Origin of the sequence: Lactobacillus sp. ESL0677, from assembly GCF_029392875.1 — a bacterium.
GTDB lineage: Bacteria > Bacillota > Bacilli > Lactobacillales > Lactobacillaceae > Lactobacillus.
On record NZ_CP113946.1, the window covers coordinates 806,918 to 832,876 of the forward strand.

39 protein-coding genes and 1 tRNA gene are annotated in these 25,959 nt (G+C 38.4%); all 40 read left to right on the forward strand.

Annotated features, from left to right (window positions below; translation table 11 throughout):
* The first annotated feature begins 348 nt into the window (after nucleotides 1–348).
* The 40 genes from OZX76_RS03915 to OZX76_RS04110 all read left to right on the forward strand — a co-directional run bounded on the left by OZX76_RS03915 (nucleotide 349) and on the right by OZX76_RS04110 (nucleotide 25,903).
* Complete coding sequence (locus tag OZX76_RS03915; RefSeq protein ID WP_277181141.1) at nucleotides 349–510, forward strand: hypothetical protein; 162 nt, start codon at nucleotides 349–351, stop codon at nucleotides 508–510.
* Between the two features lie 4 nt (nucleotides 511–514).
* On the forward strand, nucleotides 515–775 hold the full coding sequence (locus tag OZX76_RS03920; protein WP_277181142.1) for a hypothetical protein: 261 nt from the start codon (nucleotides 515–517) through the stop codon (nucleotides 773–775).
* Nucleotides 762–1,202 (forward strand): helix-turn-helix transcriptional regulator, encoded by a 441-nt coding sequence (locus OZX76_RS03925; RefSeq protein ID WP_277181144.1) that lies wholly within the window; start codon nucleotides 762–764, stop codon nucleotides 1,200–1,202. The genes OZX76_RS03920 and OZX76_RS03925 overlap by 14 nt, the downstream gene beginning before the upstream one ends.
* Nucleotides 1,195–1,371, forward strand: a complete 177-nt coding sequence (locus OZX76_RS03930; RefSeq protein ID WP_277181146.1) for a hypothetical protein — start codon at nucleotides 1,195–1,197, stop codon at nucleotides 1,369–1,371. Before OZX76_RS03925 ends, OZX76_RS03930 begins: the two co-directional genes overlap by 8 nt.
* A 2-nt stretch (nucleotides 1,372–1,373) precedes the next feature.
* Nucleotides 1,374–1,775 carry a hypothetical protein gene (locus tag OZX76_RS03935; protein ID WP_277181148.1) on the forward strand — a complete coding sequence of 134 codons (402 nt, stop codon included), beginning with the start codon at nucleotides 1,374–1,376 and terminating at the stop codon, nucleotides 1,773–1,775.
* Entirely contained in the window at nucleotides 1,768–2,148 is a 381-nt protein-coding gene (locus OZX76_RS03940) for a VRR-NUC domain-containing protein (RefSeq protein WP_277181150.1), read from the forward strand. Before OZX76_RS03935 ends, OZX76_RS03940 begins: the two co-directional genes overlap by 8 nt.
* Entirely contained in the window at nucleotides 2,138–2,326 is a 189-nt protein-coding gene (locus tag OZX76_RS03945) for a hypothetical protein (RefSeq protein WP_277181152.1), read from the forward strand. The genes OZX76_RS03940 and OZX76_RS03945 overlap by 11 nt, the downstream gene beginning before the upstream one ends.
* The gene (locus tag OZX76_RS03950) at nucleotides 2,310–2,804 is read left to right on the forward strand and encodes a hypothetical protein (RefSeq protein ID WP_277181155.1); all 495 of its coding nucleotides are present in this window, start codon (nucleotides 2,310–2,312) and stop codon (nucleotides 2,802–2,804) included. The genes OZX76_RS03945 and OZX76_RS03950 overlap by 17 nt, the downstream gene beginning before the upstream one ends.
* 16 nt (nucleotides 2,805–2,820) lie before the next feature.
* Complete coding sequence (locus tag OZX76_RS03955; RefSeq protein ID WP_277181157.1) at nucleotides 2,821–3,318, forward strand: ArpU family phage packaging/lysis transcriptional regulator; 498 nt, start codon at nucleotides 2,821–2,823, stop codon at nucleotides 3,316–3,318.
* 144 nt (nucleotides 3,319–3,462) lie between these two features.
* Nucleotides 3,463–3,536, forward strand: a tRNA-Gly gene (locus OZX76_RS03960).
* 59 nt (nucleotides 3,537–3,595) lie between these two features.
* A complete protein-coding gene (locus tag OZX76_RS03965) occupies nucleotides 3,596–3,865 on the forward strand; it encodes a hypothetical protein (RefSeq protein WP_277181159.1) in 270 nt (89 codons plus the stop codon).
* 2 nt (nucleotides 3,866–3,867) lie between these two features.
* Entirely contained in the window at nucleotides 3,868–4,245 is a 378-nt protein-coding gene (locus tag OZX76_RS03970; protein WP_277181161.1) for a hypothetical protein, read from the forward strand.
* Between the two features lie 33 nt (nucleotides 4,246–4,278).
* Entirely contained in the window at nucleotides 4,279–4,722 is a 444-nt protein-coding gene (locus tag OZX76_RS03975; RefSeq protein WP_277181163.1) for a terminase small subunit, read from the forward strand.
* A complete protein-coding gene (locus OZX76_RS03980; RefSeq protein WP_277181165.1) occupies nucleotides 4,712–5,962 on the forward strand; it encodes a PBSX family phage terminase large subunit in 1,251 nt (416 codons plus the stop codon). Before OZX76_RS03975 ends, OZX76_RS03980 begins: the two co-directional genes overlap by 11 nt.
* A complete protein-coding gene (locus OZX76_RS03985; protein ID WP_277181167.1) occupies nucleotides 5,953–7,386 on the forward strand; it encodes a phage portal protein in 1,434 nt (477 codons plus the stop codon). The genes OZX76_RS03980 and OZX76_RS03985 overlap by 10 nt, the downstream gene beginning before the upstream one ends.
* The gene (locus tag OZX76_RS03990) at nucleotides 7,367–8,776 is read left to right on the forward strand and encodes a minor capsid protein (RefSeq protein WP_277181169.1); all 1,410 of its coding nucleotides are present in this window, start codon (nucleotides 7,367–7,369) and stop codon (nucleotides 8,774–8,776) included. Before OZX76_RS03985 ends, OZX76_RS03990 begins: the two co-directional genes overlap by 20 nt.
* A gap of 12 nt (nucleotides 8,777–8,788) precedes the next feature.
* The gene (locus tag OZX76_RS03995; RefSeq protein WP_277181172.1) at nucleotides 8,789–8,998 is read left to right on the forward strand and encodes a hypothetical protein; all 210 of its coding nucleotides are present in this window, start codon (nucleotides 8,789–8,791) and stop codon (nucleotides 8,996–8,998) included.
* A gap of 9 nt (nucleotides 8,999–9,007) precedes the next feature.
* On the forward strand, nucleotides 9,008–9,283 hold the full coding sequence (locus OZX76_RS04000; protein WP_277181174.1) for a hypothetical protein: 276 nt from the start codon (nucleotides 9,008–9,010) through the stop codon (nucleotides 9,281–9,283).
* A 115-nt stretch (nucleotides 9,284–9,398) separates the two neighbouring features.
* The gene (locus OZX76_RS04005; protein WP_277181177.1) at nucleotides 9,399–9,965 is read left to right on the forward strand and encodes a phage scaffolding protein; all 567 of its coding nucleotides are present in this window, start codon (nucleotides 9,399–9,401) and stop codon (nucleotides 9,963–9,965) included.
* The gene (locus tag OZX76_RS04010; protein ID WP_277181179.1) at nucleotides 9,952–10,956 is read left to right on the forward strand and encodes a capsid protein; all 1,005 of its coding nucleotides are present in this window, start codon (nucleotides 9,952–9,954) and stop codon (nucleotides 10,954–10,956) included. The genes OZX76_RS04005 and OZX76_RS04010 overlap by 14 nt, the downstream gene beginning before the upstream one ends.
* Nucleotides 10,957–10,959: 3 nt before the next feature.
* A complete protein-coding gene (locus OZX76_RS04015) occupies nucleotides 10,960–11,355 on the forward strand; it encodes a hypothetical protein (protein WP_277181181.1) in 396 nt (131 codons plus the stop codon).
* Nucleotides 11,352–11,714 (forward strand): hypothetical protein, encoded by a 363-nt coding sequence (locus tag OZX76_RS04020; protein ID WP_277181183.1) that lies wholly within the window; start codon nucleotides 11,352–11,354, stop codon nucleotides 11,712–11,714. The genes OZX76_RS04015 and OZX76_RS04020 overlap by 4 nt, the downstream gene beginning before the upstream one ends.
* On the forward strand, nucleotides 11,711–12,112 hold the full coding sequence (locus tag OZX76_RS04025; protein ID WP_277181185.1) for an HK97 gp10 family phage protein: 402 nt from the start codon (nucleotides 11,711–11,713) through the stop codon (nucleotides 12,110–12,112). Before OZX76_RS04020 ends, OZX76_RS04025 begins: the two co-directional genes overlap by 4 nt.
* Entirely contained in the window at nucleotides 12,109–12,519 is a 411-nt protein-coding gene (locus tag OZX76_RS04030; protein WP_277181187.1) for a DUF6838 family protein, read from the forward strand. The genes OZX76_RS04025 and OZX76_RS04030 overlap by 4 nt, the downstream gene beginning before the upstream one ends.
* A complete protein-coding gene (locus OZX76_RS04035) occupies nucleotides 12,500–12,709 on the forward strand; it encodes a hypothetical protein (RefSeq protein WP_277181189.1) in 210 nt (69 codons plus the stop codon). Before OZX76_RS04030 ends, OZX76_RS04035 begins: the two co-directional genes overlap by 20 nt.
* Nucleotides 12,710–14,074 (forward strand): phage tail sheath family protein, encoded by a 1,365-nt coding sequence (locus tag OZX76_RS04040; protein ID WP_277181191.1) that lies wholly within the window; start codon nucleotides 12,710–12,712, stop codon nucleotides 14,072–14,074.
* A 10-nt stretch (nucleotides 14,075–14,084) separates the two neighbouring features.
* Nucleotides 14,085–14,561 carry a phage tail tube protein gene (locus OZX76_RS04045; RefSeq protein ID WP_277132479.1) on the forward strand — a complete coding sequence of 159 codons (477 nt, stop codon included), beginning with the start codon at nucleotides 14,085–14,087 and terminating at the stop codon, nucleotides 14,559–14,561.
* 11 nt (nucleotides 14,562–14,572) lie between these two features.
* The gene (locus OZX76_RS04050; RefSeq protein WP_277181194.1) at nucleotides 14,573–14,986 is read left to right on the forward strand and encodes a hypothetical protein; all 414 of its coding nucleotides are present in this window, start codon (nucleotides 14,573–14,575) and stop codon (nucleotides 14,984–14,986) included.
* 230 nt (nucleotides 14,987–15,216) lie between these two features.
* Entirely contained in the window at nucleotides 15,217–18,282 is a 3,066-nt protein-coding gene (locus OZX76_RS04055; protein ID WP_277181196.1) for a tape measure protein, read from the forward strand.
* The gene (locus tag OZX76_RS04060) at nucleotides 18,282–18,974 is read left to right on the forward strand and encodes a hypothetical protein (RefSeq protein WP_277134341.1); all 693 of its coding nucleotides are present in this window, start codon (nucleotides 18,282–18,284) and stop codon (nucleotides 18,972–18,974) included. The genes OZX76_RS04055 and OZX76_RS04060 overlap by 1 nt, the downstream gene beginning before the upstream one ends.
* Nucleotides 18,971–19,999 (forward strand): late control protein D, encoded by a 1,029-nt coding sequence (locus OZX76_RS04065; protein WP_277134342.1) that lies wholly within the window; start codon nucleotides 18,971–18,973, stop codon nucleotides 19,997–19,999. Before OZX76_RS04060 ends, OZX76_RS04065 begins: the two co-directional genes overlap by 4 nt.
* Entirely contained in the window at nucleotides 19,972–20,352 is a 381-nt protein-coding gene (locus OZX76_RS04070; protein WP_277134344.1) for a DUF2577 domain-containing protein, read from the forward strand. The genes OZX76_RS04065 and OZX76_RS04070 overlap by 28 nt, the downstream gene beginning before the upstream one ends.
* A 112-nt stretch (nucleotides 20,353–20,464) precedes the next feature.
* Entirely contained in the window at nucleotides 20,465–20,815 is a 351-nt protein-coding gene (locus tag OZX76_RS04075; protein ID WP_277181490.1) for a DUF2634 domain-containing protein, read from the forward strand.
* Nucleotides 20,802–21,950: a baseplate J/gp47 family protein gene (locus tag OZX76_RS04080; RefSeq protein ID WP_277181198.1), complete on the forward strand. Its 1,149-nt coding sequence runs from the start codon at nucleotides 20,802–20,804 to the stop codon at nucleotides 21,948–21,950. Before OZX76_RS04075 ends, OZX76_RS04080 begins: the two co-directional genes overlap by 14 nt.
* Nucleotides 21,943–22,494 carry a putative phage tail protein gene (locus OZX76_RS04085; RefSeq protein ID WP_277181201.1) on the forward strand — a complete coding sequence of 184 codons (552 nt, stop codon included), beginning with the start codon at nucleotides 21,943–21,945 and terminating at the stop codon, nucleotides 22,492–22,494. Before OZX76_RS04080 ends, OZX76_RS04085 begins: the two co-directional genes overlap by 8 nt.
* Before the next feature lie 15 nt (nucleotides 22,495–22,509).
* Nucleotides 22,510–24,498: a hypothetical protein gene (locus OZX76_RS04090; RefSeq protein WP_277181203.1), complete on the forward strand. Its 1,989-nt coding sequence runs from the start codon at nucleotides 22,510–22,512 to the stop codon at nucleotides 24,496–24,498.
* 11 nt (nucleotides 24,499–24,509) lie between these two features.
* A complete protein-coding gene (locus tag OZX76_RS04095; RefSeq protein ID WP_277181205.1) occupies nucleotides 24,510–24,896 on the forward strand; it encodes a hypothetical protein in 387 nt (128 codons plus the stop codon).
* Nucleotides 24,890–25,237, forward strand: a complete 348-nt coding sequence (locus OZX76_RS04100; RefSeq protein ID WP_277181207.1) for a hypothetical protein — start codon at nucleotides 24,890–24,892, stop codon at nucleotides 25,235–25,237. The genes OZX76_RS04095 and OZX76_RS04100 overlap by 7 nt, the downstream gene beginning before the upstream one ends.
* A 70-nt stretch (nucleotides 25,238–25,307) precedes the next feature.
* Nucleotides 25,308–25,571 (forward strand): AbrB/MazE/SpoVT family DNA-binding domain-containing protein, encoded by a 264-nt coding sequence (locus OZX76_RS04105; RefSeq protein WP_277132499.1) that lies wholly within the window; start codon nucleotides 25,308–25,310, stop codon nucleotides 25,569–25,571.
* Complete coding sequence (locus OZX76_RS04110) at nucleotides 25,571–25,903, forward strand: type II toxin-antitoxin system PemK/MazF family toxin (RefSeq protein ID WP_277181209.1); 333 nt, start codon at nucleotides 25,571–25,573, stop codon at nucleotides 25,901–25,903. Before OZX76_RS04105 ends, OZX76_RS04110 begins: the two co-directional genes overlap by 1 nt.
* Nucleotides 25,904–25,959: the final 56 nt, after the last annotated feature.

The window sequence follows — 25,959 nt, forward strand, 5'->3', positions numbered from 1 at the left end:
TGCATGATTTGTGTATGATTTTCAAGTAATCATACATCAATAAAAGTCAGCAGTAGCAAGGGCTTGCAGATTAGTGTGTAGGATATGTATATTTTTTCTTCTAAAGAATAAAAATAAAAAAGAAATAAAAATATATATAAAAGTAAGGGAAAACTACACAAATCCTACACAGAACGTACCGTAAATCTTTGTGGGAGTAAGTCGTGTAGGACTTTTGAAACCTACACAGATCCTACACAAACCTACACCCAATTCTTAAATCAAAAAACAGACGATTTTTAAATTAAGACAGTTAAAATCGCTTTGTTAAATCAAAAAAACAGCATTTTTTAAATTAAGGAGATAAATATGGCATTAGATAATCGTTTACAAGCAGCTAAACAACAAATTCAAACAATTAATGATTTAGCAGATAAACAGAAATTGAGGTTGGATAAGATAGTTGCTCAGCAAACCGCTGATGATACTTCACTTAAATTAACAATTTCAATCGGATATAGAAAGGATTAATCACATGAACGGCAAAACTTTAGAATTTAATGGCGATATTAAGGATTTCAAAACTAAGGACGGAACAGTAACGATTTCGCTTACTGCTTCGGCTGAAAATATTTCATTAGATGAACTAAATGAAATAGCGCAAGGTGTAGGCTTGAAAGTCAACCTTGAAGCTAGACAGCAGGAACTAATCAATGATTCCGAAGATGAAGAAGCCGATGGACAGACTAAGTTAGAAATAGTTAGTGATGAGGATGATAGCGATGAACAGGATTAGAGAACTGCGCTTAAAGCGCAAGCTGACACTAGATGATGTTGAGAAAATGACAGGTATAAACTGTGGGACATTTAATAATTATGAGAGTGAAAAAACACATCCAAAAGAAACTGTTTGGCTTAAATTAGCTCAATTTTTCAGAGTGTCTGTGCCGTATATCAAAGGTAAAGACCGAGAAGCTGTTGAAACTTTAAAGGAATTAAACATGAAAGAAGCTACTAATAAGAAAACTTATCGAAAAACCAATGGTGAGTATCTTGAAATTGTGCCGCTTTATGTCGACACAGAATTGTTTTATGGAATTTTAAATTTGAATAAGCAAGAAGTCGTTGAGGCTTTTACTAGTTTAAAAGCCGCAGAAAATGTATGTCAGCGGTACGAATCCGTAAAACTGGGTATCTATTTAATGGAGAAGAATAATGGATAAAAAGGTAATTACTAAACTTAACGAATTACAAAATAAAGCGATTGTAGCTGGTACTAATATGGAACTTAGCGAGAATGCTAATGCGTATCAATTATTAAGCGATTTGGTATCTGATGTTGTTGATGATACGAATGAAATTTTAGGCTTATTAAATAAGGATGAGGCATAGCAATGACTGAAGAAAAAAGAATATTCAGTAGAAATGGCGTTTGTTTATATTTTAAAAAGGAATATCCATATTTTGGACCCAGTGAAAAACCTGAGCCAATAAGTTACCGTACTTTAGATAACATTGTTAGTGATCAATTAGATGATGATTTTAAATATTATATTGAAGCAATGGGCGGTGTTGATTGGTTATGGAAGCAGTTCAAACCTGTACCTGAAAAGAAATGGTATGTAAAAGTACCGCATACTTACCCAAGTTCTTGGTATCAAATAGGACAGTCTACAAATTCTACATTTATTGTTACGAATTTAGAATGTAGAGATAATGATTCATTTAAATTTACCGATGAAGAAATTAAATATTACGGCTTACAAGATTGCGAGAAGGTGCCAGCTGATGACTGATGTTATTAAGCAGGCTTACGAGCAAGGCATTATCACTAAAGCAACAACAGAGCATGACATACAGAACAATATTCGCAAACTGTTTTCATTCTGTGGGTTCCTTACTTTTCGCGCAAATGTTGGCAAGGTTTTAATGCAAAATGGTCGGTGGTTTGATACTGGTTTGCCAAAAGGATTTCCCGATTTATTCGGATATGACAATCTGAATAAGCCATTCTTTATTGAGGTGAAAAATGCAATGGGCAAGCCTAGACCTGATCAGATTCGGTTTCATAAAATGCTTACTGAACGTGGCATTTGTCATGGAATTGCTCGCAGTCCTGAAGAAGCAATTGCAATAGTGAAAGGAGACCTGATTGGGTATGGATACTAATTCGATAGTCCGCTTAAATGATGGCAGGACATCTTATCACGTTAAGGAAACAATGAAGCAAATTATGGGTAAACTGTCTGATACGAAATTTATTAAGCTGACCGACCAGGCTCTCGGTCCAGTGTTAGTCAATGTTTCCAATATTATTTCGGTGACTAATTATGATAATTCCTTATGACCTAATTCATGAAATTGAAGCTAAATACGGCACCTTGGCTATTCCTGATAGTGAGCCGTTAATGATTAAATTGCATCGCGTGACAGGTGCTAAAGTTCGTAAGCAACGCAATCCTAGAAAAGTCTGCCCGTATAAATATAAATCGCATTATTATGATGACCAAATAATTCAATTGGTCAAAGATGGCTATTCGATTGGCGAAACAGCAAGCATAACTGGACATGCACGACAGACAGTTAATCTGATAATTGACCACTATCATTTGAAGCTTAAACAGCCATTTATTTGCCAATATCAAAGCGTCTATTTATCTAGTCTGTCGAATCTTGCCTATTGGGGAATCAAAGCACGTTCAACTGAATCTGCTAAACGCAGGACACATGGCGAAATTATGGTTAAGAAATTCCACTGGTGTGATATTCCAATCGGTGGCAAGTACATGATAAACGGCAATGATACAGAAATTTTTGTAAAGTGACGAAAGGATTGAGCATGTGGAGAATTTAGATTTAGGCTTGAATATTAATCAAAAAGAAACAGCCAATCGAGTACGTATCTTTTTTAAGTATACTTTCCCTAATTATTTAATTAAGGCTGGGTTACATCGTACTGACTTGAAAAGTCCACAGCTTGATCCAACAGGTATAGCAGTTCATGGCCGAAATAGTGCTGAAATAAGAATGGCCCAAATTTTTGATATGCAGGATAAATGTAAAGCTGTTTATCAAGCAATAGATCATTGCTCAGATAGTCAAAATCAGCCTTTTAGAACGATTTTAAAAGCTTTATATATAGATGAATTAAAAGATTGGCAAGTGGCTGACAAGGTAAAATATAGTGATTCTCGCTATGGAGATTTAAAGCGCTATGCGTGTTGCCAGTTTGCCGATACTATTGAAACTTGGAAGGTTATTTATGATGTAGATATACCTGACCTAAAAATTGTAAATCGGTGCAATATCGGTGCAGAATCGGGGTCAAGTCGGGGTTAATAGGTGCTATATTAGTACTGTCGAAAGATTGGGTAGCGGAAAATATCTGGCTTTTCGACGCCAGTTTTAACGGAGCATTTCCTCCAGTATATTGGTTAGCGGTGACGGTCTCTTATATAGGTTCGATTCCTATAACCGCTGTTTGCTAGAGTATCTCAGTCGGTAAAGCAAAGAGGTAACCAAACCTTATGTCGCTGGTTCGAGTCCAGCCTCTAGCATAATTCTTAATAGCTATGGACGGTTTAATCATCCGTCTTTTTGTTTGGAGGAAAGCAATATGAAATACAGAAAGAAGCCAGTAGTTGTTGAAGCAATCAGATTTTTTGATACAACGGAATCGATGTTAGCTTTGAATGACGAATTAGGTCTTGACCCAGTTAGAGTCAGTTATAAAGATCCGAAGCATCCTGTGTTAAAGATTGAAACGCTGGAAGGTATGATGATTGCTAATGTGGGTGATTACATCATTAAAGGTGTAAATGGCGAGTTTTATCCGTGTAAACCTGACATTTTTAATAAGACATATGAACCAGCGGAGGAAAGTTAAACATGGGAAAAGTAACAATTAAACTTAAAAATAATATGGAGGAATTTACGTGTAATTCAGCAACAAGTATAGAACTTATTAATAATTTTTTGGTTGTTAATTATTATGATGATCAAGAAAATCGTACAACGATGTTTGCAGCTGATGAAGTGAAAAAATGCGATGCACCACAAGATTGTATTATCTTTAAAAATGCTACAAAAGTAGTAGAAAAGATGATAAATGAAATTAAAAAATGTGTAGCAAGTGATTTTGATAGATTCGATAAAGAAACAAGCAAGACCATGACAGATCGTGACAAAGAATTTCAAAAAATGAGTAAGGAAAATGCTGCTTTTTCTAAGAAAATCAAAGAAAGCATAGACAAATATTTAGAATAATTAGCAAATTAGCTTGAAAGGAGATGATAAATATTGAGTTTAACTGCTAAACAAAAGAGATTTGCCGAAGAGTATATTATTTCGGGAAACGCTACGGACGCAGCGAGAAAAGCTGGCTATTCGAAAAAAACTGCCTATTCAATTGGACAACAAAACTTGAAGAAAGTTGAAATTTCGACATACCTGCAAAAATTGCAGAAGAAAGTTTCTGGCGATAAAGTTGCTGATCAGCAAGAGATACTTGAGTATTTGTCATCTGTCATGCGAGGCGAACAAACAGAAGATGTAGCAACTGCTAAAGGTATTTACAAAGATGTTCCGGTTGAAGCAAGAGATAGGATTAAGGCTGCAGAACTGCTGGGTAAGCGTTCAGCAATGTGGACAGAGAAGCGTGAGGTTAATGCGAATATAGCAAGTCCAGTAAAGATTATTGACGATGTACCAGACGAAGAAAAGAGCGAAGACGATGACAGTTAGACTAACGAAGCTAATTGCACCGTCTTTTTATTCAGTCTATCAAGATGTAAAACATCATCGCTATGCTAATTATTGGTTGAAAGGGGGACGAGGTAGTACCAAGTCCTCTTTTGTTTCCATCGTAATTATCTTGGGCATGATGCAAGACCCAGAAGCAAATGCAGTAGTTATTCGTAAAGTTGCGGCAACGTTGCGTGATTCGGTGTTTGACCAATATCTGTGGGCAATTGACAAGCTAGGCGTTGCTGATTATTGGGCAAGCTCAACGAGTCCAATGCAGCTAACATACTTACCAACAGGTCAGCAGATTAGATTCAAAGGTGCAGACAAACCGCAAAAGATTAAGTCACAGAAGTTCAGACACGGTTACACAAAATTTAAGCACTTTGAAGAAATATCGGACTTCAAGGGCATGGAAGAAATACGTAACATTAATCAGTCACTTAACAGAGGTGGCAGCGGTATTGTTACGTTTAGCAGCTATAACCCACCAGCTAGTCAGCGTAATTGGGTCAACGAAGCAACAGAACAGCAAAGTTTACGAAAAGATACATTAGTACATTCGTCTGATTACCGCTCAGTCCCGCAAGAATGGCTTGGTAAAGAGTTTATTGCTGACGCTGAACAGCTCAAACATGATAATGAAAAAGCCTATCAGCACGAATATTTGGGTGAAGTAACTGGTACAGGTGCGGAGGTATTTGACAATCTTACTATCCGAGTTATTACGCAGGAAGAACGTGCTAACTTTGATGACTTTTATCACGGCATGGACTTTGGTTATGCTAAGGACCCAACAGCATATCTGGATATTGCCTATGAGCCAAATAGACGGCGAATATTCTTACTAGATGAAATTTACCAAACTCACATGTTGAGTCGTGAAGCCGTCGTAAAGATTAAGCCACTAAATCCAAAGAATGAGATGATTTCGGCTGATTCGGCTTCACCGGACATTATTGGAGAACTGCGCGACTTAGGCTTAAACGTTGTTGGCGTGAAAAAAGGATCAGGCAGTCGTGAGTTTACTTATAAATGGCTGCAAGACCTGTCTGAGATTGTAATCGACCCTAGGACATGTCCCAACGCAGCGAGGGAGTTTCAAGGCTACGAATACAAAAAAGATGGCATGGGTAATTTTATTGAGAAGTATCCGGATGGTGATGACCACACGATTGATGCGGTCAGATATGGTATGAGAACAGCAATGAAGAGAGGAGGTTATGTACCTTGGAAATAAAGGCAGTACAAGAATTAATATTGGGCACTGCAAAGGAACGAGCCAGTTTTACTGCAGACTATGAGAAATCGTTACGCTATTACAAGACTCAGAATGATATTACTAACAAAAATAGTGGCAAGTCTGAGATGAATAAAGACGGCAAGGACAAACCGCTAAGGCACGCAGATAACCGCGTTAGTTCAAACTTTCATCAGCTGTTGGTTAATCAAGAAGCGGGTTATGTGGCCACAGTTGCACCGCAGATTGATGTGGGCAGTCAGGCTGACAGTGATAAAGTTAGTGCTGTGCTAGGCGACAACTTTAATTTGACACTCAATCAGCTAGTTATCGATGCAGCAAATGCCGGTATTGCATGGTTGCATTATTGGATTGATGAAGACGGCAATTTCAGGTATGGTGTGATTGAGCCTAGTCAGATAACACCAATTTGGTCAACTGAACTTAATCGCAAATTACTGGCAGTTCTTCGCAGCTATAGACAGCTAGATCCTGATACAGGTAAATACTTTAATATTCATGAGTATTGGACAGATAAAGAATGCCAGATATATAGAGAAGTTGATAATGCTAATCCATTCAAATTAGAACCGTACAATTGTTTTACTAGCTATGATATGACAGCGGGCTATGAAACTGGTCAGAGCAATGTTTATAAGCATGGTCTAGGACGTGTTCCGTTTATTGCTTTCCCTAAAAATAAGTACCAACAGCCTGATTTACTGAAATATAAGGGCTTAATTGATGCTTACGATGACATTTACAATGGTTTCCTGAACGATTTGGACGATGTCCAGCAAGTAATATTAGTTCTGACTAACTTTGGTAAGGCTGACTTAGATCAGTTTATGGCTGATTTACGAAAGCACAGTGCTATAAAGTTTGAAAATGATGGTTTGGGTGACAAGTCTGGCGTTGATAAGCTGACGATTGATATACCAACAGAAGCTCGAGATGATGCACTGAAAATCACTCGTGAAGACATATTCCTTTATGGTCAAGGAGTTGACCCTAGCAAGTTTGAATCAACTAATGCGAGTGGTGTAGCTATCAAAATGTTGTATTCACATTTGGAAATGAAAGCAGCTAATACTGAGACACATTTCAGAGATGCAATTAACGAATTAGTTAGGGCAATCATGAACTATCTGAATTTATCTAATCCAGAAGGGCGTAAAATCACGCAGACATGGACGAGAACACAGGTTGAAGATGATTTAACACAAGCGCAAACAATTGCTCAGCTGGCAAATTACACCAGTAAGGAAGCAATTGCAAAGAACAATCCGTTAGTTGATGATTGGCAGCAAGAACTGAAAGACCAGAAGCAAGATATTGCTGCAGGTGATCCATATGCTAGTGATGATGAGCATGATAAGCCTGGTAAGTTAAACGGTGGTCCAGATGACGACAAGGAAGACTAGAAATTACTGGAAGAACCGACAGCTTGAGCTAAAGCAACGTCAGTTGGACAATGCTACGGATTATGAAGCTGCATTGCGCAGTCGCATGAAAATGCTGTTTAATGAAATCCAAAAGGAAACTGACAAGTTCCTGACACGTTATGCAGCGAACAATGACATTGATGTACCTAGTGCAAGAAAGTTATTAGCTCACGTCAACACTACTAACTGGCAAATGACACTCAAGGAATTTGAGGAGAAAGCCAAGGCAGGTGGCTTTAATAAAGAGTTAGATAATGAGTACTTTAAGAGTAGAATTGCTCGTTTACAGGACATTAACAAGCAGCTGCAGGAGTTAGGTAGTAAGTTTGTGGACAAAGAGTTTGACAATATGGAGAACGCGTTAGCAAATCAGTTTCAAGATACCTATCTGCAACAGAATTACAATTGGCAGGACTCACACAATGGCTTCAGCGTTGACTTTACGCATTTCAATGAAACGCAACTAAAACAAATTGCTAATCAGCCCTGGCAAGGCAGTAACTTTTCTAAGAGAATTTGGAAGAATTACCATGATGTTTTGCCTAACCAACTGACAGACGCTTTGCTAAGAGGAACATTGCTTGGTTATTCTGCTGATCGAGTTACAAGAATGCTCAAAGATCGATTTGCTGATGTTACGAACAATCAGATTCATCGGTTAGTTGTTACGGAAATGGGACACGCTGCTGAGAACGCAACAGCTGAGTTTTATGAAGATTCGAAAATTGAACAGTACGAATATATGGCCACACTTGAGTCGCATACCTGCGAGCAGTGTGGTTATTTAGATGGCAAGATTTTTAATGTTAAGGATAGAATTGACGGTGAGAATTACCCGTTAATACATCCATACTGCCGCTGCACAACTGTACCTTATGACGATACCCTGCCAGACATTGAGACACGTTGGATGCGTGACCCAGAAACTGGCAAAGGTAAGCTAGTTGACAATATGAGCTTCGGTGAATGGAAGAAGCAGTATGTTGACAACATAGATATTAAGATTGAAAATCATGCAGTAAGAATGGAACCAAAGAAAAGTGGTAAATATGAATGGAAAGAACTTAATGCTGAGGCGTATAATAAGCATGTAAAAGATACATCAGAATTTAATAATTATGTTAAAGGACGAAAAAATCCAGTAAGTGAATTAACAATATCAGCTGAACAAGCGCAAGAATTAATCGACAAGTACGGACATGAGCCTAATTCTAAAAATAGAGGCGCATTTAAGTTTAAGTCTGATAATTATATTGGGTATTGGGCTGATGTTGATGGTAATAAGCATCCTACGAAGAATGGTCGTATTTCATGCAGTAAAAAGCATGGTGCTCACATTACTCCACAAAGGCCAGATTATTTAAAATAAGGGAGGCTAGTTATGAAGATTGATGGTATGAGTTTTATTGATATTCTTAATAATTTCAGAGCTAGAAACGTTGACTTCAAATTTAAAGACGGTACTGAAAGGACGATATTTGTTAATGAAATTGAAAATGAAGAAGACGATCAACCTGGAACAATTTTTATGGCAGATGATCCTAAAGATGACGTATGGCTATCTGATGTAGTTAGTGCAAAAGCTGTATAGGAGGAAATTATGAGAGATGAAATAGCTCGTGTTTTATTAGAAAGTTTTAATAAATATGATGAAAATATGGAGATGCCGAGTGGCAAAGAATTAAACGAATTATTTGATTCAATTAATGTACCGTATAATAAGACAGTTTATGTGCTAAAAGATTTACAGAATAAAGGCTATGTTGATAGTCAAGCTTTTGAAATTAATAGCATGCTAGAAATCGTTGTTAATAATATGCATCGATCGTTGCTCACAGAAAATGGACAAGCATATTTAAAGGAATTATCAAAATAGATTGTAGCAGGATTAACTCCCTGCTTTTTGTTTGCCCTGAGCATGGCGTAAAAAGGCTTATTTTTTATACCCTTGCGAGAAGTCAACTCGTAAAAAGATGTTAAAGGAGCAGAAAATGAAAAGAGAAGATTTAGAAAAGTTAGGTTTGAGTGGAGATGTGATTGACAAGGTCATAATCATGCATGGTGAAGATGTTAATGCAATTAAGGCTAAGTCTACTGAACTTGAGGAAACCAATAAATCATTGACTGAGCAGATTACTAATCGTGACAAGGACTTGAAAAAGCTGCAGAAACAAGTCAAGGATAACGATGACGTTTCTAGTCAATTAAAGGATTTGCAAGACAAGTACAAACAGGACACAGCCAAGCTTAATGACCAGTTAAGTCAGACTAAGTTAAACAATGCAATTGACCAGTCTTTGACGCAAAGTAAAGTACGCAATACTAAGGCTGCCAAAGCATTACTTAATATGGATAACATCAAGCTTGATGAGCAGGACAATTTGATTGGCTTAGATGAACAGGTAAAAGAGCTTAAGCAGTCTGATGCTTATTTGTTTGATGAGGGCAGTAAGCAGCCATACACACCTGCAAATGGCCAGCCAACTGGTAATAATGAAACTCAAACTATGACAAATATATTTACGAAAGGATTGGTAAATAACAATGACAACAATTAATTTTGCTGAGCAATATCAGCAAGCAATTCAAGACTCGTTCTACAATATGGACGGTGTTTTATATTCAAGAGATCTGTGGAACTCACCATCAAATTCAATGATTAAATTCGATGGCGCAAAGCACATTAAACTGCCTAAGCTGACCATTCTCTCTGGGCGAAAGGATCGGCAACGGAGGACAATTACAGGTTTTAGCACCAACTATTCAAACGACTGGGAAAGTTACGAATTAACTAATGAACGTTATTGGCAAACGCTTGTAGATCCACTTGATGTTGATGAAACTAACTATGTTGTTTCGATTGCTAACATTACTAAGCAATTTAATTTAACACAAAAGATGCCAGAACAAGACAGATTTATGTTTAGCCGTCTATATAGTCAAAAGAATGACTTAGATGGTGGCAAGGGCATTACTACTGATTCACTCGATGAAAACAACATTCTTGAAGCATTTGACAATATGATGCTGGACTTTGATGAGGCACGTATACCAGCTCAAAACAGAGTGCTTTATATCACGCCTAAAATTAATGCGATTTTAAAGCGAGCTGTTGCGAAAAATCGTAACATGTCAATTGATGCCAATAACCCGCAAAGAACGGTTTACAGTATTGATTCTGTCAAGATTGTGATTGTCCCAGCTGACTTAATGCAAACAGCATTTGATTTTAGCGATGGTTCCAAGACAATTGATGATTCTAAGCAAATTGATATGTTCTTAATTTACAATGGTATCCAAATTGCACCTGAGAAATATTCATTTGCTGGTTTTGACGCGCCAAGTGCAGCTAATTCAGGCAATTACTTGTACTATGAAGAGTCATATAATGATGTTCTTCTATTACAAACTAAGGCAGCTGGAATTGAGTTTGTTGTTTCTGATAAGCCTACAGCTTCTGCTTCGTCAGCTCCGCAAACTGAAGATGTTGGACCAGAGCAAGATGCACCAGTAAGTAAGGCGACCAAATCTACAAAGTCTAGTAAATAGCTAATGGACTACAAAAACTATTCGAAATACGATGACGTAGTTAAGAAGACTGAACTACTGCTACCCAATAGTGACAATAATTCAAGCTATGAAAGTATCGTTGATTTTACAGTTGAGAAGGCGATCAATGATGTTGCTAATTACTGCAATACACCGATTGATGAGTTGCCAGCAGAGTTATGCAGCACAATTGTTAGTTTAACCGTGCAATTGCTTGATACACATGGCTGGCTTAAGGGCCAGCAAAGTGATAGCAATATAAGCTCAATTACTGAAGGTGATGTTTCTGTAACGTTTAAGCAATCTAGCGAAGTTTATAAGAATTTGCAGACTGTTAATACAATAAGCGATGATTTTCGCTCGATATTAAACAAATTTAGGAGGTTACCAAAGCAATGAATATATTTGGCGGACTGACCAGAGCAGCACCATTGCTTTGGCATGACAGAGCAACGATTACTGGCAAGCGAGCAATTAAGCATGGCGCTATTACTGATAGTGAAACCGTGACGATTGTTTCTGATGAACCATGCAAAGTTATCTTAAAAGGACAGAAAGCCAGCACACAGTCGTTTTTTGGTACTGACGAATATGATGCAGAATTGCTGATTAGAACAGGAATTGATATTCCAGCAGGTAGCCGCATCAGTGTAACTGATATAAATGGCAAAGTTGTCCAGTATAAACGAGCAGGCAAAGGCTATACTGGTTATGCCAGTCATCAAGAACTAGCAATGGTGAGGGATGAGAAAGCATGAGTTTGGGAACGGTTGATGACAGCGAGTTTAAGGCATTTACTGACAAGATTACGAATGCCGTAAATAGTGGTCAGTTAAAGCAAGCGATTGGTGAGAGTGCTGGTCGAATTGGTCAGCAGTCACTCAAGCAGTTCAAAGCTAATACGCCGGTTGATACTGGTAACTTGCGTCGATCTTGGCAGGTTGATGGTCCGCACTATGATGGCACAGGTTGGGGCATTAAACTTAGCAACAATGCTGAATACTCGTCTTTTGTTGAGAACGGTCACCGAACCCGTGGTGGTGGTAGTTGGGTACCGGGGCAATTTTTTATGGAGAAGTCCAAAACGCAAATTGAAAGCCAATTACCATTCTTAATTACGCCATTGTTAGTTAAGTTTAGGAACCTATTATCATGACAATTACAGAGCGCATAGCAAACGAAATAGCAGTAATCTTTCCAGATGCAGTAATTTATACAGAAAACCAAGACAGCAACTTTCAGGAGCCGTCTTTTTTTATCCAGAAAATTCTAACTGCAACTACACCACTGCTATTTGAGAATCAAGACCGAAAATATCACTACCAGATAGTGTATTTTCCTAATCCTGACCACCCAAATGCAGATATGGAGCGTGTGGAAGATAAGCTGCTAGACGATTTTACGCAATTAAACAATTTTGCCAGTATTCATAATCGTGAATTTGACATTGATACAGCTAACACTGTACTAGAAGTTAAATTCGAAGTATGGACATGGGCAATTAAGCAAGATAGAACGATTAAGCAAAGAAAGGTAGATGTGAATGGCAGAGTCAAAGACTGAGACAGTGCAGGAAAAGCCGTTTAGCGCTGTTACCAAGCCAGAAAACAGGTTTACAAAGAAAGCTATTCTTAACAGCAACCTGTTTGCAACTGTTGAAAAGGACATTTTACGAACCGTTTTAAACGATAGTAAGACATACACAGTTGAAGAATTACAAGCAGCAATTAAGAAATTTAAAGGAGGAATTTAAATGGCAGGCGGAACATGGAAAACGCAGAATAAGCGACGTCCTGGAGCATATATTAATGTTAAAGGCGTTGCTCAACCAACTTCTGATTCTAATTTAGGTAGAACACTATTATTAAGTAATGCGCAACTAAATTGGGGTAAGAAAGGCATTATTGAATTACACAACGATAGTAATTTCAAGGAGCTATTGGGAACAACAATTGATGATCCAAAACTTATGGCATTGAAACAGGTACTAAAGGGGGCTGAAACAGTCCTCTTTTTAAATACCAATGATGGCGTACGGGCAAGTGTGTCTGACCCAGCACTACCTTGGAAGTTCGAAGCAACTTATCCGGGTACTAAGGGCAATGATATTAGCATTTCAGTTGAAAAAGACCCGAATAATACAACCAACATTACAGTTACTACGTTATTCGGCACTGAAATCATTGATGAACAAACAATTACAACGACAACAGGTAATAATTTACTAGCTAACGATTATGTGACGCCAACAATGACCGAGCAAGATAACGGTCAAGCAAAACTAGAAGCAATTAGTGCAGCAGGCAGTTATCAATTAAAAGATGGGACGACGACACCGGATAAAACCGAAGACTTAATGTCTGACGCAATGGAAACTGAAAATTATGCCGTTGTCACCACAGCTGGCTATCCAGAAGACAGTAATATTCATGCACTACTGGTTACGACAGTTAAACGGCTACGTGACACCGAAGGTATGAAGATTCGTGGGATAATCCCAGCAAGTTCCAGCATCAATCAAGCTAATTATGAAGGAATTTCTGTTGTCGCTAACGGCTTAACTTTGAATGACGGTACAGACTTATCTGTCACTAATGCAACAGGATATTTTGCTGGACTGTCCAGTTCAGTTGATGGTTCAGCTTCACTAACTTATACCGAGGTTGAAGATGCCATTAGTGCTAACCCAAGACTGAATAACGATAAGACCATTGCCGCATTAAACGCTGGTCAAATTGTCTTTACTACCAGACCTGGGCAGCGAGTAGTGATTGAGCAAGATATTAATTCACTAACTAAATTTACGAAAGACAAGCCAAAGTCATTCAGCAAGAATAAGGTTTTGCGAGTATTAGACGAAATTGCGACTGACACTGAACAAGTCTTTGAACAGAGCTATTTAGGAAAAGTTGGCAATAATGCCGCTGGTCGTGACTTGTTCAAAGCTAATCGAGTTAGTTATTTACAAGGTTTGAATGACAGTAACGTAATTCAAGACTTTAGTGCAACTGACATTACGGTTAATCCCGGTGAAGACAGTGATGCCGTTGTTGTCGATTTGGCAGTCAAGCCTGTGGACGCAATGGAGAAACTGTACGTCACAATTAATGTAGGATAGGAGGAATAATATGCCTTTAGAAGCAAGTGATTTTTTAAATGGTAGAAACGCAATTTCGACCAAAGAAGCGACTGTAACATTAACGATTAGTGGTCAAGTCTATAAGATGATTGAGTGCAACGAGTTTACAGCCAAATTGGAAAAGAAAAAGGAAGATATTCAAACACTAGGTACGCACTGGAAGCGGAAGAAGACTACTTCCATTGAAGGAACTGGAACGTTGAGTGGCTACTTGATTAACTCTAATTGGATTAAGCAAGCAATGCCATACGTTCAGAATGGTCGTGACTTGTACTTTGACATTACTTTAACAATTGAAGACAAGACAACTGATTGGGGTAAACAAGTTGTTCAACTCAATAACGTTAACCTTGACACAATTCCGATTGCCGATTTCAAAGCAGACGATGGTGTGATGGAAGTTAAATCTGACTTCTCGTTTGAAGGATTTAGCTTAATTAATGAATTTAATGGTAGTTTAGCTTAAGGAGAATAAAAATGACTGAAAATATCAATGACTTTTTAATGAAGAATGTAGAAAATCCCGTTAAAACGGAAAACGTTAAATTTAAACGTTTTAAATCGCCGTTTAAAATTAAGTCACTATTGGCTGAAGATGTAACAAGGTTACGTAATCAGGCGACTAAACAAGAATTAAACAGTAAGACGCATCAGTATGAGGCTCAGACTGACCAAAACAAATTCACTGACTTAATTGTCGAAGCAAGTGTTGTCTCGCCAGATCTTCACAATGCAGAACTGATGAAAAGCTATAGTGTAGTTGATGGCGATGCGGCTAAATTACTGCAAAGAATGTTAACTATTGGTGAATATAGTGAACTCGCTGACCATATTATGAAGATTTCGGGAATTGAAGATTCCGAAGCCGTTATTAATACAGCAAAAAACTAATTGAGAACTCAGTTGGCGACTTTGGCGCTTATCATTACGTACTTAATGAATACCACTGGACACCAAAGCAATGGACAGAATTAAGCGCAAGAGAGCAGTCATTAATTATTGCGTCAATTGAAGTTAGACAGAAACATGAGGAAGAAGAAATAAAGAAAATGGAAAGGGAGAGCAAGGTCTAGTGATTAGGTCTTGCCCCTTTTTTGTTATTGCAAGAAAGGAGGTTTTAGATGGGAGTAATTGAAACAACTATCAGGTTGAATGACGCTTTTAGTGGAACGCTAAGAAAGCTTGAATCGGGGCTTAGTGCTGGAACGAATGGCTTTGACAGGCTAAAGGGTGCCTTGAGCGGTGGCAACATGTTTGGCAATGCTACTAAGCAATCCAATGGCTTTTTTAAGTCAATGGTTGGTGCACAGGTTGTCGGTAGTACGATTAGCAAAGGCATGGCAATGGCTGGTAGCGGTATTCGTAGTATGGTTGGCGAATTAAATGAGTCAACGGTAGCTTGGGATACTTTCGATGGCAATATGCGTCAGATTGGTAAGACGCCAGCACAAATTGCTGGTGCTAGAGCTTCGATGCAACAGTTTGCTCAAGCAACCATTTATTCATCTAGTGATATGGCTTCAACATATAGTCAGTTAGCCGCAATTGGTACAAAAAATACTGGACAACTGGTTAAAGGTTTTGCTGGATTAGCTGCTTCGGCTACTGATCCAAAGCAAGCAATGAAGACCTTGTCAGAACAAGCCACTCAAATGGCAGCTAAGCCAATGGTTCAGTGGCAAGATTTAAAGCTAATGATGGAACAGGCACCGGCAGGGATGTCAGCAGTTGCCAAGAAAATGCACATGACAACAGCGCAGTTGATTGCTAATTCTCAAGGCAAGAATAGTTCATTAAAATCTGCTGACTTGCTCAAAGCAATTGCTGAAGTCGGAACAAATGCAAACTTTAGTAAAATGGCAACACAGTATAAGACTGTAGGTCAAGCAGCAGACGGTTTAAGAGAAACTTTGGCTAATAAACTGCAGCCGCAGTTCAAGAAATTCAGTCAAATTGGTATTGACGCAATTAGCAAATTATCTGACAAATTAAGTGATATGAATTTTGATAGTCTTGCAGACAAGGCTTTAAATGTATTCGATAGAATTAAGTCGGCTTTCAGTGACGTGACTAAAGGATTTGAAATGTCGGGTGCAGGAATAGAAATTGAAAAAACGCTGCAAGACATAGGAAGCATTATTACTGACATTATGACCAAAGCTTCATCTGGGGGAAATAATAATTTCTTTACTCAACTTGGTAGTTTCGCAGGTAGTGTAGTAAGTGGAGCTGCTAATGCAATAGATGGAATAGCTAGAGCATTAGGACAAATGAATCCTGCTACACTTGAAGCTTTAGGTGCCGCTTTTATTATTTTAAAAAGTGGTATGAAAGGGCTTGTATTTACAGCAGTTGTTGCAGGATTACGTAGTATTGGACGGCTGAGTCCAGGCCAAATACAACAAGTTGCTAAAGCAATCGAAGTTCTTGCAGGAGCCTTAATTACATTTAAAGCTGTAAAGGGAATAGCAAATACTGTATTTTTGACAGTAAATGCAATATCAAAAATTACAGAAATTGTTTCTGCTATTGGACCAGAAATTATAGGTGCAATTAGTGCAGCAGCAGGACCAATTGCGATAGTATTAGCAGTCATAACTGCCGTAATAGCTATTGCAGTGTGGTCGTGGCAAAATAATTTCTTGGGATTTCGAAGCTTTATTTCAGGTATTTTTAATAATCTTGGAACAATTTTTGAACCATTTAGACAAGCTATCGGAACTTTGAGTAATGCTTTAAGCCCTGTAGGCTCATTATTAGGTGGTGTTGGTAGAATCATAGCTGGTGTCGTTGTTGTTGCACTGTACTCTTTAGCAATGGCAATAGCGATTGTGGTAGATGCCATTACAATTTTAATAGATGATGTTGCGATCATAATTTTTGCCTTTAGAGCACTTATTGATGTGATTAATATTGTTCTTCAAGCGTTTAGAGATTTGGTTACTTTCAATTGGAGCTTTAGTAATGCCAAAAATGCAATTAATGATTTAAAATCCGATTTAGGCAGTATTGGTAGTACATTTGGCAAAGTTGGAGATATTGCTAATAATGGTGCAACAGCTAATGTCATGAATGTGTTAGATAATTTAGACAGTAAAGCTAAAACAACTAGTTCTGATATGAATAATATTAAAATGCCTAACATCGCTCAGAGCAATGCTTCAATCATGAATATGGGCAATGTAACTGGTAATAAATTAGCTTTAAATAAGAAGGTCAAAGTTGGCTATACATTTGATACTGATCCAATCAGAAAGTTTCAAAATGGAGCTAAAATTCCGGTTAAGGCAGATACTTCTAAATTAAATAGTACACAACAGGTAGTTCAATCTAAACTTGGCAGTAAACCAATTAAAATGAAAGTTGCTACTTCTAAGGTGCCAACGCCAAAAGCTCCTAAAATGAAAACAATTCATACTAAAGTTGCCAAACCTAAAATACCAACACCTAAAGCACCTAAGCTAAAGACGTTACATGTTAAAGTCGCAAGACCAGTTATTCCACAACCTAAAATGCCGAAGTTGAGAAATATCCCTGCTCCTCATGTAGGCAGACCGTCAATGGCAGGTTCAGTTTCTGCAGTCAGATCTGGTATGAATCAGGCTGTTACCGCAGTTAGAAGTGGCGGTAATCGAATGGTTGCCGCTGTTCAATCGGCTATTTCAAGAGCTGCTGCCGTTGCTAGAAGTGGTGCAGGTGCTATGCGGTCAGCTGGCGTTATGATTGGCGCTGGGCTTGCAGCTGGTATGCGTTCCGAAGTTGGAGCAGTAGCCGCTGCAGCCAATGCATTAGTTGCACAAGCTAATCGAGCAGCACGTGCGAAAGCACAAATTCACTCACCATCACGGCTGTTTGCTGAGGTTGGTAGTTTTATCGGTCAAGGTATGGCTTTAGGAATGAATAAGACGGCTAGTTTAGTTGGTGCTGCAGGAGCTGGATTAATTGATGCCGCCAATACCGGTGGCACTGTGGGTGTTAATTATGCAAATTCTGGTTCAATAACACCAGCGAGTTTGGCACGTAGCCAGGTATTTTCTAATCGCAGCAGTAACAGCAATAGCCAAGTTGTAACGATTGCTAAAGGTGCCATTGTTGTTAATGGCTCAGACAAGCCACAACAGACGGCTGATGACATAATGACAGCAATTGAGAATCGTATGGTTGAAATTGATAATAGGAGGCTTTAATGGACAATGATGATAAGTTTGCCGTTTACATAACCAACTATGCTGATAACTCAACAATTGAATTGCCACTTAATCCGAGTGACCTAAAAATCAAGTATGAGTCTGATGATAAGACACAAACGGTAATTAACTTGGGTGAGATTAATCAGTTGGGCCCACTGAAGCTTAGCACGATCGAAATTGCGAGTACCTTCCCTAAAGACGATCATTTTGTTTCAACAACAGATTTTCACGAACCGACCTACTATATCGATTGGCTGGAGGAAATTCAGAAGAGTAAAGGTCGAGTGCAGCTAGTAGTCGCTTCTACTGAACTAAGTAGGACAATGACGATTGCTAGCTTTGAGCCAGGTTTCAAAGACGGTTATGATGGCGAGTATATTTACACCTTGGAGTTAAAAGACTATCGGAAAGCAACGTATAAGAAAGTTAAAAAGAAGAAGAAAAAGCGCAAGTCTGGTCATAAGAAGAACCGTAATAGCCCTGCTAAGAAAATTGGTCGTGGCTCAACTGTGATTGTGAATGGCCGCTTGCACTTAGATAGTGATGGCCGTGGCCCAGGAGCTTATGAGAAGAATGCCAAACGTAAGATAACCAACATAGCAACGGGTCACAAGTACCCAATTCATGTTTCAACGTTATCAGGTGGCGCTCGTGGTTGGGTTAAGAAAGGTGATGTGAAGCGAGCATGATAACCTTTTTTCAAATTTGGTCACGAGATAAAAAGAAAGGCTACGATGTTAAAAACATTGTCGCTAATCTGAAATGGGTAACTGATTTGAATTTTTCGGCTGGTCAGCTTAATTTTGATTTAGTTTATCAGGGCAAGACTTATCTACCAGCACTTGGCAGCATTGTTAAGTTTTACTGGGATCATCATAAGGTCTTTTATGGTTATGTGTTTAATGCCAAGCTAAAACATGATAAGACAGTCAGTGTCGTAGCGTATGACAAGACGCGATACTTGAAGAATCAAGATTCTATTGTCTGGAAGACAGGAACAATTGCTGATCGTTTTACTAACGTATGCAAGCGTGCCGGCATCAATCATAAAGTTATTAATAAGCCTAAACATAAGGTAGCTGCGGAAGTGTGTGATGGCAAGTCGTATTTTGACATGCTTAAATCTGCAATATCTAAGACACTGCGAGCAACAGGGCACATGTACTTCATTTACGCTAATTACTCAAGGGTTGAATTATGTCGAGCGCCTCGTAAGAAGCTGAAACTGATTTTGGATCCTGATTCTGGCATGACTAGCTTCACTTTTTCTAAAGACATCGATAACACGGCAAACGTGGTTAAGATTATTCAGAAAAATGTTAAGAAGTCTAAGTCGAAAACAGCTACTGCTTCAGGTGATGATCCTTCTAAGACTAGCTTTAAGGCAGTAACTAAGAAAATGCCGAGCGTTAAGCGTTGGGGCAAATTACAGATTACGCAGAATAAGAAGTCGAAAGCTAATCATGCGCAAATGGTTAAGCAAGCTAAAAATGTCTTAAAGCAAAAGGATTTAGCTAATAAGACATTGACTGTTGATTGCATTGGCAACCTTGATTTGGTGGCTGGCAATTCAGTTGAAGTAAAAATTGTAGGTTATAAGACAATCAAGAATTGCGGGATTCTAAAGGCAACGCATAATTTTAGCACTGATTATAATTGCAGTTTAGAAATGAAGGTGATGGCATCATGGCTGGTGAACGACTCTACAGAATGATGCACGAGAGAGGCGGCTCAGACAATGAGTATTGTGATATTGTTTATGGCACGGTTGATTCAGTTGACCCACTAAAAGTGCAACTGGCTAACGACATGATTCTGACCGATGATTTTATCGTTCTGGGCAAAAATATTGGCAAGATTGTGCTGAATGGCAGAGTTAAAGTCTATGCTCACAGCGACAAGGTTGGCAATGCGTCAGGTAATCGTCCTGAATTGATTGAAAAGGTCAGATATGAGCTTGATAACAGTTTGAAAAAGGATGATAAGGTGACCATGATTCGTATGGATGGTGGCCAGCAATTCTACTTGTTTGAACGTGAACCCAAGAAGCCGCTAAAGCTTGAATAGGAGGTGATAAGTCGTGGACGATGATGGTGTGATTATTGATGAAGATGATGACCTAGATACAGTTGACGAAGATCAAGATAATGATGAAGAAGTTGAGGAGGATCAACCGACACTGACTTTTCAAATCAAGAATGGCCGCATACGTAACAAGGTTGATGGATTACCTGCGATGGTGCAGGCGGTGTGGAAAATTCTGAAAACTGAACGCTTTGTCTATCCAATTTATAGTGACCAGTATGGCAACGACTTACCAGACCTTTTTGGCAAGTCGTTTTCTTATGCGCGAGTTGAAATCAAGCGAATGCTGGAAGAAGCATTACTTGATGATGACCGAGTAACCGAAGTAACGATTGACAGCATTGAGCAGTCAGACAGCACTACGTTATCCGTGACTGGGACTTGCACCACAATTTATGGCGATGTGCCAATAGAAAGTGAAGTGAAGATAAGTGACACCAGATGATTTAGCAGCGGAATTCGAGGAACACGATGTTGATTTTTATATAGAAGAAATGCTAGACGAAGTGCCAGATGACATTGATAAGCGTGAAGGTTCCGTTATTTATGATGCGATTGCTCCTGCAGCTTTGGTTATGGCACAGGAGAATCAACGTATGGCCATGATTATCAAGGAGACATATGTGAGAACAGCTGAAGGCGAATTCTTGGATTATCGAGCGGCTGAACGAGGGACGGCTCGATATGCGGCGACACAAACTGAAGTTAAAGCGAAGATTACTGATAATGATGGCAATGGACTAACAAATGTACAGGTAGGCGACCAATTCGCAAGTATTGGTGAAACGCCTATTTTTTATACCGTTACGCAAATTTATGATGACTTAACGGTTGCAATGACAGCTGACGACCCTGGGACAACACCCAATGGCTATCTGGGGCAGATTTTACCGGTTACGCCAAATGACGAGTTGTCCTGGGCAGAAATTATTGAAATCATTGCACCAGCTCGTGATGAAGAAACTGATGACCACTTACGAGCAAGACTGCTAGGTTCAGATGATTGGATTGCCTACGGTGGCAATATTGCGGACTACCTAGCAATGACCAGCAAGATTACCGAGGTAGGAGCAACACAGGTTTATCCAGTATGGAACGGCGCAGGAACAGTTAAGCTGGTCATTCTGAATAACGATTTAATGCCGGCTAATCAGGATTTAATTACTAAGGTCAAAAATGTGATTGACCCAACTGATAGTGAGGCCCAAGGTTATGGTTTAGCACCAATTGATCATAATGTAACCGTAACTGCACCCACAGCCTTGACCGTCGATATTGCGACAAATATACAGATTGACAGTCAACACAGTGCAGATGCAGTGAAACAGCAAATTAACGACCAATTGACCGAGTATTTTAAAAACTTGCGAGCAAGCTGGAATTTAATTGATCCGAAAACTGGTCGTGGTTATGCCATGATGATTTACCGGTCAAAAATACTGTCGCAAATTATGCAGATTGAAGGCGTGATGAACGCAACAATCCCTAACTTAAATGGTGCTGACAGTGATATTAAATTGGTGTTTGATAATAGCACTTCGCAATTGCCAATCTTAGGGACGGTGACACTAAATGAGTAATGATTTAATGGCTTACTTGCCAGATTATTACCAGGACGTGTACGAAATGCAAGCTATTATGCATGCACACGGGCAAGTCTTAGATGAATTTGAGAGTAAACAAATTCGAACGCTGCTCAATCAATTTGTGACACAAACCGATAGTAAGGGTATTGCAGTATTTGAAAATCAGGTTGGTGTGCAGCCAAGTCCTGGCGATGATTTGGCTACCAGACAGAATAGAGTGCTGATGCACTTACTGCCACCTAGACCGATAACGATTAAGTATTTGCGAGAACTGTTTAACACTTTAAAAATACCAGTTAACATCACGATTGATTATGGGCAACGGAATGCCATTGTTGAAGGCAATAGTAGCAGCATTACTGATACGCAAATTGATAATATCCGTTATATTTTGAACGTTTATCTGCCAGCTAATATGGTTTATGAAATCAAGATTGCTTTAAAGCAAGTATTGATTGGTAATGACTTGTTTATTGGCATTGGTATGAAGTCAAAAGTAACAGCAATAATTGATGCAAATGTATCGCAGATTTTTTAAAGGAAGTGATAAATATTGTCAAAATATAATAAGACAGTTCTGACGAATGCTGGGATTGATCTAGCCAAGAAAGTTAACGCTGGGCAGACTAAATTCAGCATTACTAAAGCAGCAACTAGTAGTGAAAACTTGTCTGATAAAAGCATTGCCGCCTTGCAGAATATGACTGAGTTGCCCAGTGTTATGCAATACGGTGTAATTACTGATGTTGAAGACTCGGCATTAGATAAAGATACTGTTATCGGCATGGACTTGAAGTTCAATAACAAAGAATTGGCACATGGTTACAGCGTCAATGCGATTGGTTTGTATGCTAAAGAAGATGGCGGCAGCGAATTTTTGTATGCCATTGCCACAGCTGTTGATCCGGAGCATATGCCTGACTTTAACAACAAGGCAATGTTCCAATTCAACGTAACTATGTATGTGGTAGTTGGGCAGTCTAGTAATGTAACGATTAATGTTACTGAAGAAGGTGTGGCCACTAAACAGGACTTAGCGGCAGTTGAAGCCGAAGTAGGCAAGAAAGCAAACTCAACTGACGTTACCAATCAAATCAATCAAGCTAAGGGTGAAGCTGAAAAATATGCTTACGACCAAGCTAAAATTAATGATGATAACTTTAAAGGCTTAAAGCAGCGAGTTGATACTGACGAAACGACTAAGGCTAATAAAGCCGATGTTTATAATAAGCAAGAAATTGATGATAAGGTTGCTGCAGCAGGTAAAGTTAAGTCAGTAAATCATAATGAGCCAGATAAAAATGGCAATATTGATATTGATACTGGTGTAACTAGCTTTAATGGCAATAAAGGTAATGTTCTTGGTATTAGTGATATTAAAGTTAATGGTTATGATGTTAAAGCTAATGGGGCTAACAATGGTTCTGTTAACTTTAATTATTTTCTCAATGGGCGCAATTTTGCTACTACTGTGAATGGTATCGATGCTACACAAGATGGCAACATCACAATACCTGTGGGTGACACTATTGATACTGCTCAAGTTGATGGACATACGGTTAAGCACTTGCTAGAGAATTTCGTAAGACTTTGGGGCGGTGATGCGCAACGTGAACCTGTAATTAATGGCAAAAGTCAACATTTCTTCGATCAAGTAGAATGGATTGGACGTGTTTTAACCAATAGCGGCTTCTTTGCTAATGGGAATGATGCTTACACTTTTCCAATTAGAAAAAATGATGGCAGCTACTCAAATGAACAGCTAGCTACTGCACTGAAGTTGATTAGCGAATATGCTTATTCGAATAAAGCATATGCTGATAGTGCTGCAGATAAGGCTAAAAATGATGCAGAGACTTATGCTGAAACCAAATTAAAAGATAAAATTAGTTCAGTATTTGTCAATGGTAACAAAGTAGAGCCTGATCCTGAAAGTGCTGTTAATTTGAGCTCTGTTACCAGCTTTAATGGTAAAACTGGTGATTTGCAAATTCCGCTCTATGCGTCAAACTTGCTTGAAAATACTTCGGTCAGCCTACAGGCTATTGGTATTAATGGTCGAATTGGCACCAATCGAATTTCTGTAAACAACGGTGAAGTATATTCAGCTAAAGCCTACGTTGACGCGACCAATAGTGATACAGATGTTTATTTATCATTTTGGCTTTACACTGAGAATGGTGCTCCAGTAAGAACTACATCTGAAAATACTGTTAAGGCTGGGCAATCAGGTTGGATAAGTACGGATTATACAGTTCATGATTATAATGGAACGCCAATTATCGCCATTGAATTGCATACGCATGGCAATAATTCAAATGTATCATTTGCTAAAGTAGCCAAGTGGCAAGATGATACTACACCGCCTGATATGACATGGCTTCCCGCTCCTGTTGACATAGCGACTATGCAAGATATAAAGATTTTGCAGGGACGTGTAACTGCATTGGAAACTCGTGAGTACACTCATGATGCTGGAAGTGATGCTGACGCGTTAACATACTCACAAGCACACCCTAGCGTGATTGTTTTTGGCGACTAGAAAGGGATATTATGGCAATAACATATAATGGCAAAGAGCACGAACATTTTTATTTAAATGGTGAAAAATTTGAAAAATCATTACGAGACATGATTGGAAAAACTATAAGTGTTAAAGATGGAACCTGGCTTTCTTATCAGATAGCTTATGATTATTTTAATAATTCTTTTACAGCATATGGCGATCAGACTGCCACAATAGAAGGCATTACTAAAGTGAAAAGTAAAATATATTTTATAACTGAATTAGATATTAGATACTGGAATGATGGAGATGATTCAGAATTTAAAATATGTACAGTTGACCCTAATACTGTAAAAATAATTTCGGGGGGGGTAAAAGCCTTAGCTATCAGCCTTCTTAGACATTTATTCAGCATGGAGGTGGTTCCATGCTGACTTACAATGGTAAACAATACGACCATTTTTGCTATGGGGGACAAACGTGGCTTAGCGCCAATTATTTTCCAAAAAAATTCAGATTTGGTAAAAATCCAGGGAAAGAGTGTCAAACATACACTGTTAATGATAATGGCATCTTAGAAGCTAATAACTCTGTTGAGTGGGCAGTTTGCGATCGATCAGGCTTTCCAGTTATGGAAGCTTGGGTTGACAATATAATTACTAAAAATGGAGAAGATTATGCTTTAGTAAAGGTAGCTACACAAAAAATAGGTAGCTGGATAAGTGTGGAATCATACATTAAAATATCGGATTTTGGCGGTGCAACACCGCTATGATTTAGTAGTTGCTTTTTACTTACCTTTTAAGTAAAATGTAAAAAGTAAGATGTAAAAGCGAGGAAAAATTATGACAGAGCAAACTTTAAAATTATCAAGTAAAGGACAGGTTGTTATTCCAGTAGCAATAAGACGTAAACTGGGATTGCAAGGCGGCGATGAATTATCAATTAGTGTTAGTAATAACGAACTAATTATTAAAAAGTTACCAACAGCACTAGAATGGGCTGACTTGATTAAAGATATTCCAACCGAAAGAGTTGATATTGATAAAAATGGACATTATGATGCCAAAAAGTCACCTGATTTTCATGATTGGATGGTTAATGGCTAATGCAGCCAATGGAGTTATACATCGCCAATGTACCTTTTGACGAACAAAATGGTGGTAAAGTGCGACCAGCTTTGGTGTTAGCTGTTAAGAAAAAATATGTAATAGTGTTTAAAATTACAAGTCAATATCAAAATAAATCAAGTAAGATTAAAAAATTATATTATCCGATAAAGCAATGGCAGGAAGCAGGACTTAAAAAGCAATCCTATGTTGATACACATAAGAATTATGAGATTACTAAAGAAGCAGTTTTCAGTCGACGTCCGATTGGAAAATTAAGTTCTATCGATATTATCGGATTAAGTAAATTTATTAGAAAGCAAGCAATTTAGCAAAAGAGCTAAGTTGCTTTTTTATATAGAAAGGCAAATTTAAAAATGACAGAAGA

Coding starts and splice junctions, on each gene's coding strand:
- OZX76_RS04000 (WP_277181174.1), top strand. CDS start 9,008: ATGAGAGATGAAATAGCTCGTGTTTTATTAGAAAGTTTTAATAAATAT.
- OZX76_RS04105 (WP_277132499.1), top strand. CDS start 25,308: ATGACAGAGCAAACTTTAAAATTATCAAGTAAAGGACAGGTTGTTATT.
- OZX76_RS03935 (WP_277181148.1), top strand. CDS start 1,374: ATGACTGAAGAAAAAAGAATATTCAGTAGAAATGGCGTTTGTTTATAT.
- OZX76_RS04070 (WP_277134344.1), top strand. CDS start 19,972: ATGGCTGGTGAACGACTCTACAGAATGATGCACGAGAGAGGCGGCTCA.
- OZX76_RS04045 (WP_277132479.1), top strand. CDS start 14,085: ATGCCTTTAGAAGCAAGTGATTTTTTAAATGGTAGAAACGCAATTTCG.
- OZX76_RS04060 (WP_277134341.1), top strand. CDS start 18,282: ATGGACAATGATGATAAGTTTGCCGTTTACATAACCAACTATGCTGAT.
- OZX76_RS03940 (WP_277181150.1), top strand. CDS start 1,768: ATGACTGATGTTATTAAGCAGGCTTACGAGCAAGGCATTATCACTAAA.
- OZX76_RS04015 (WP_277181181.1), top strand. CDS start 10,960: ATGGACTACAAAAACTATTCGAAATACGATGACGTAGTTAAGAAGACT.
- OZX76_RS03920 (WP_277181142.1), top strand. CDS start 515: ATGAACGGCAAAACTTTAGAATTTAATGGCGATATTAAGGATTTCAAA.
- OZX76_RS03950 (WP_277181155.1), top strand. CDS start 2,310: ATGATAATTCCTTATGACCTAATTCATGAAATTGAAGCTAAATACGGC.
- OZX76_RS04085 (WP_277181201.1), top strand. CDS start 21,943: ATGAGTAATGATTTAATGGCTTACTTGCCAGATTATTACCAGGACGTG.
- OZX76_RS04040 (WP_277181191.1), top strand. CDS start 12,710: ATGGCAGGCGGAACATGGAAAACGCAGAATAAGCGACGTCCTGGAGCA.
- OZX76_RS03915 (WP_277181141.1), top strand. CDS start 349: ATGGCATTAGATAATCGTTTACAAGCAGCTAAACAACAAATTCAAACA.
- OZX76_RS04010 (WP_277181179.1), top strand. CDS start 9,952: ATGACAACAATTAATTTTGCTGAGCAATATCAGCAAGCAATTCAAGAC.
- OZX76_RS03945 (WP_277181152.1), top strand. CDS start 2,138: ATGGATACTAATTCGATAGTCCGCTTAAATGATGGCAGGACATCTTAT.
- OZX76_RS04100 (WP_277181207.1), top strand. CDS start 24,890: ATGCTGACTTACAATGGTAAACAATACGACCATTTTTGCTATGGGGGA.
- OZX76_RS03990 (WP_277181169.1), top strand. CDS start 7,367: ATGACGACAAGGAAGACTAGAAATTACTGGAAGAACCGACAGCTTGAG.
- OZX76_RS03965 (WP_277181159.1), top strand. CDS start 3,596: ATGAAATACAGAAAGAAGCCAGTAGTTGTTGAAGCAATCAGATTTTTT.
- OZX76_RS04020 (WP_277181183.1), top strand. CDS start 11,352: ATGAATATATTTGGCGGACTGACCAGAGCAGCACCATTGCTTTGGCAT.
- OZX76_RS04065 (WP_277134342.1), top strand. CDS start 18,971: ATGATAACCTTTTTTCAAATTTGGTCACGAGATAAAAAGAAAGGCTAC.
- OZX76_RS03995 (WP_277181172.1), top strand. CDS start 8,789: ATGAAGATTGATGGTATGAGTTTTATTGATATTCTTAATAATTTCAGA.
- OZX76_RS03930 (WP_277181146.1), top strand. CDS start 1,195: ATGGATAAAAAGGTAATTACTAAACTTAACGAATTACAAAATAAAGCG.
- OZX76_RS04050 (WP_277181194.1), top strand. CDS start 14,573: ATGACTGAAAATATCAATGACTTTTTAATGAAGAATGTAGAAAATCCC.
- OZX76_RS04035 (WP_277181189.1), top strand. CDS start 12,500: ATGGCAGAGTCAAAGACTGAGACAGTGCAGGAAAAGCCGTTTAGCGCT.
- OZX76_RS04095 (WP_277181205.1), top strand. CDS start 24,510: ATGGCAATAACATATAATGGCAAAGAGCACGAACATTTTTATTTAAAT.
- OZX76_RS03925 (WP_277181144.1), top strand. CDS start 762: ATGAACAGGATTAGAGAACTGCGCTTAAAGCGCAAGCTGACACTAGAT.
- OZX76_RS04110 (WP_277181209.1), top strand. CDS start 25,571: ATGCAGCCAATGGAGTTATACATCGCCAATGTACCTTTTGACGAACAA.
- OZX76_RS04005 (WP_277181177.1), top strand. CDS start 9,399: ATGAAAAGAGAAGATTTAGAAAAGTTAGGTTTGAGTGGAGATGTGATT.
- OZX76_RS04030 (WP_277181187.1), top strand. CDS start 12,109: ATGACAATTACAGAGCGCATAGCAAACGAAATAGCAGTAATCTTTCCA.
- OZX76_RS04025 (WP_277181185.1), top strand. CDS start 11,711: ATGAGTTTGGGAACGGTTGATGACAGCGAGTTTAAGGCATTTACTGAC.
- OZX76_RS03980 (WP_277181165.1), top strand. CDS start 4,712: ATGACAGTTAGACTAACGAAGCTAATTGCACCGTCTTTTTATTCAGTC.
- OZX76_RS03970 (WP_277181161.1), top strand. CDS start 3,868: ATGGGAAAAGTAACAATTAAACTTAAAAATAATATGGAGGAATTTACG.
- OZX76_RS04055 (WP_277181196.1), top strand. CDS start 15,217: ATGGGAGTAATTGAAACAACTATCAGGTTGAATGACGCTTTTAGTGGA.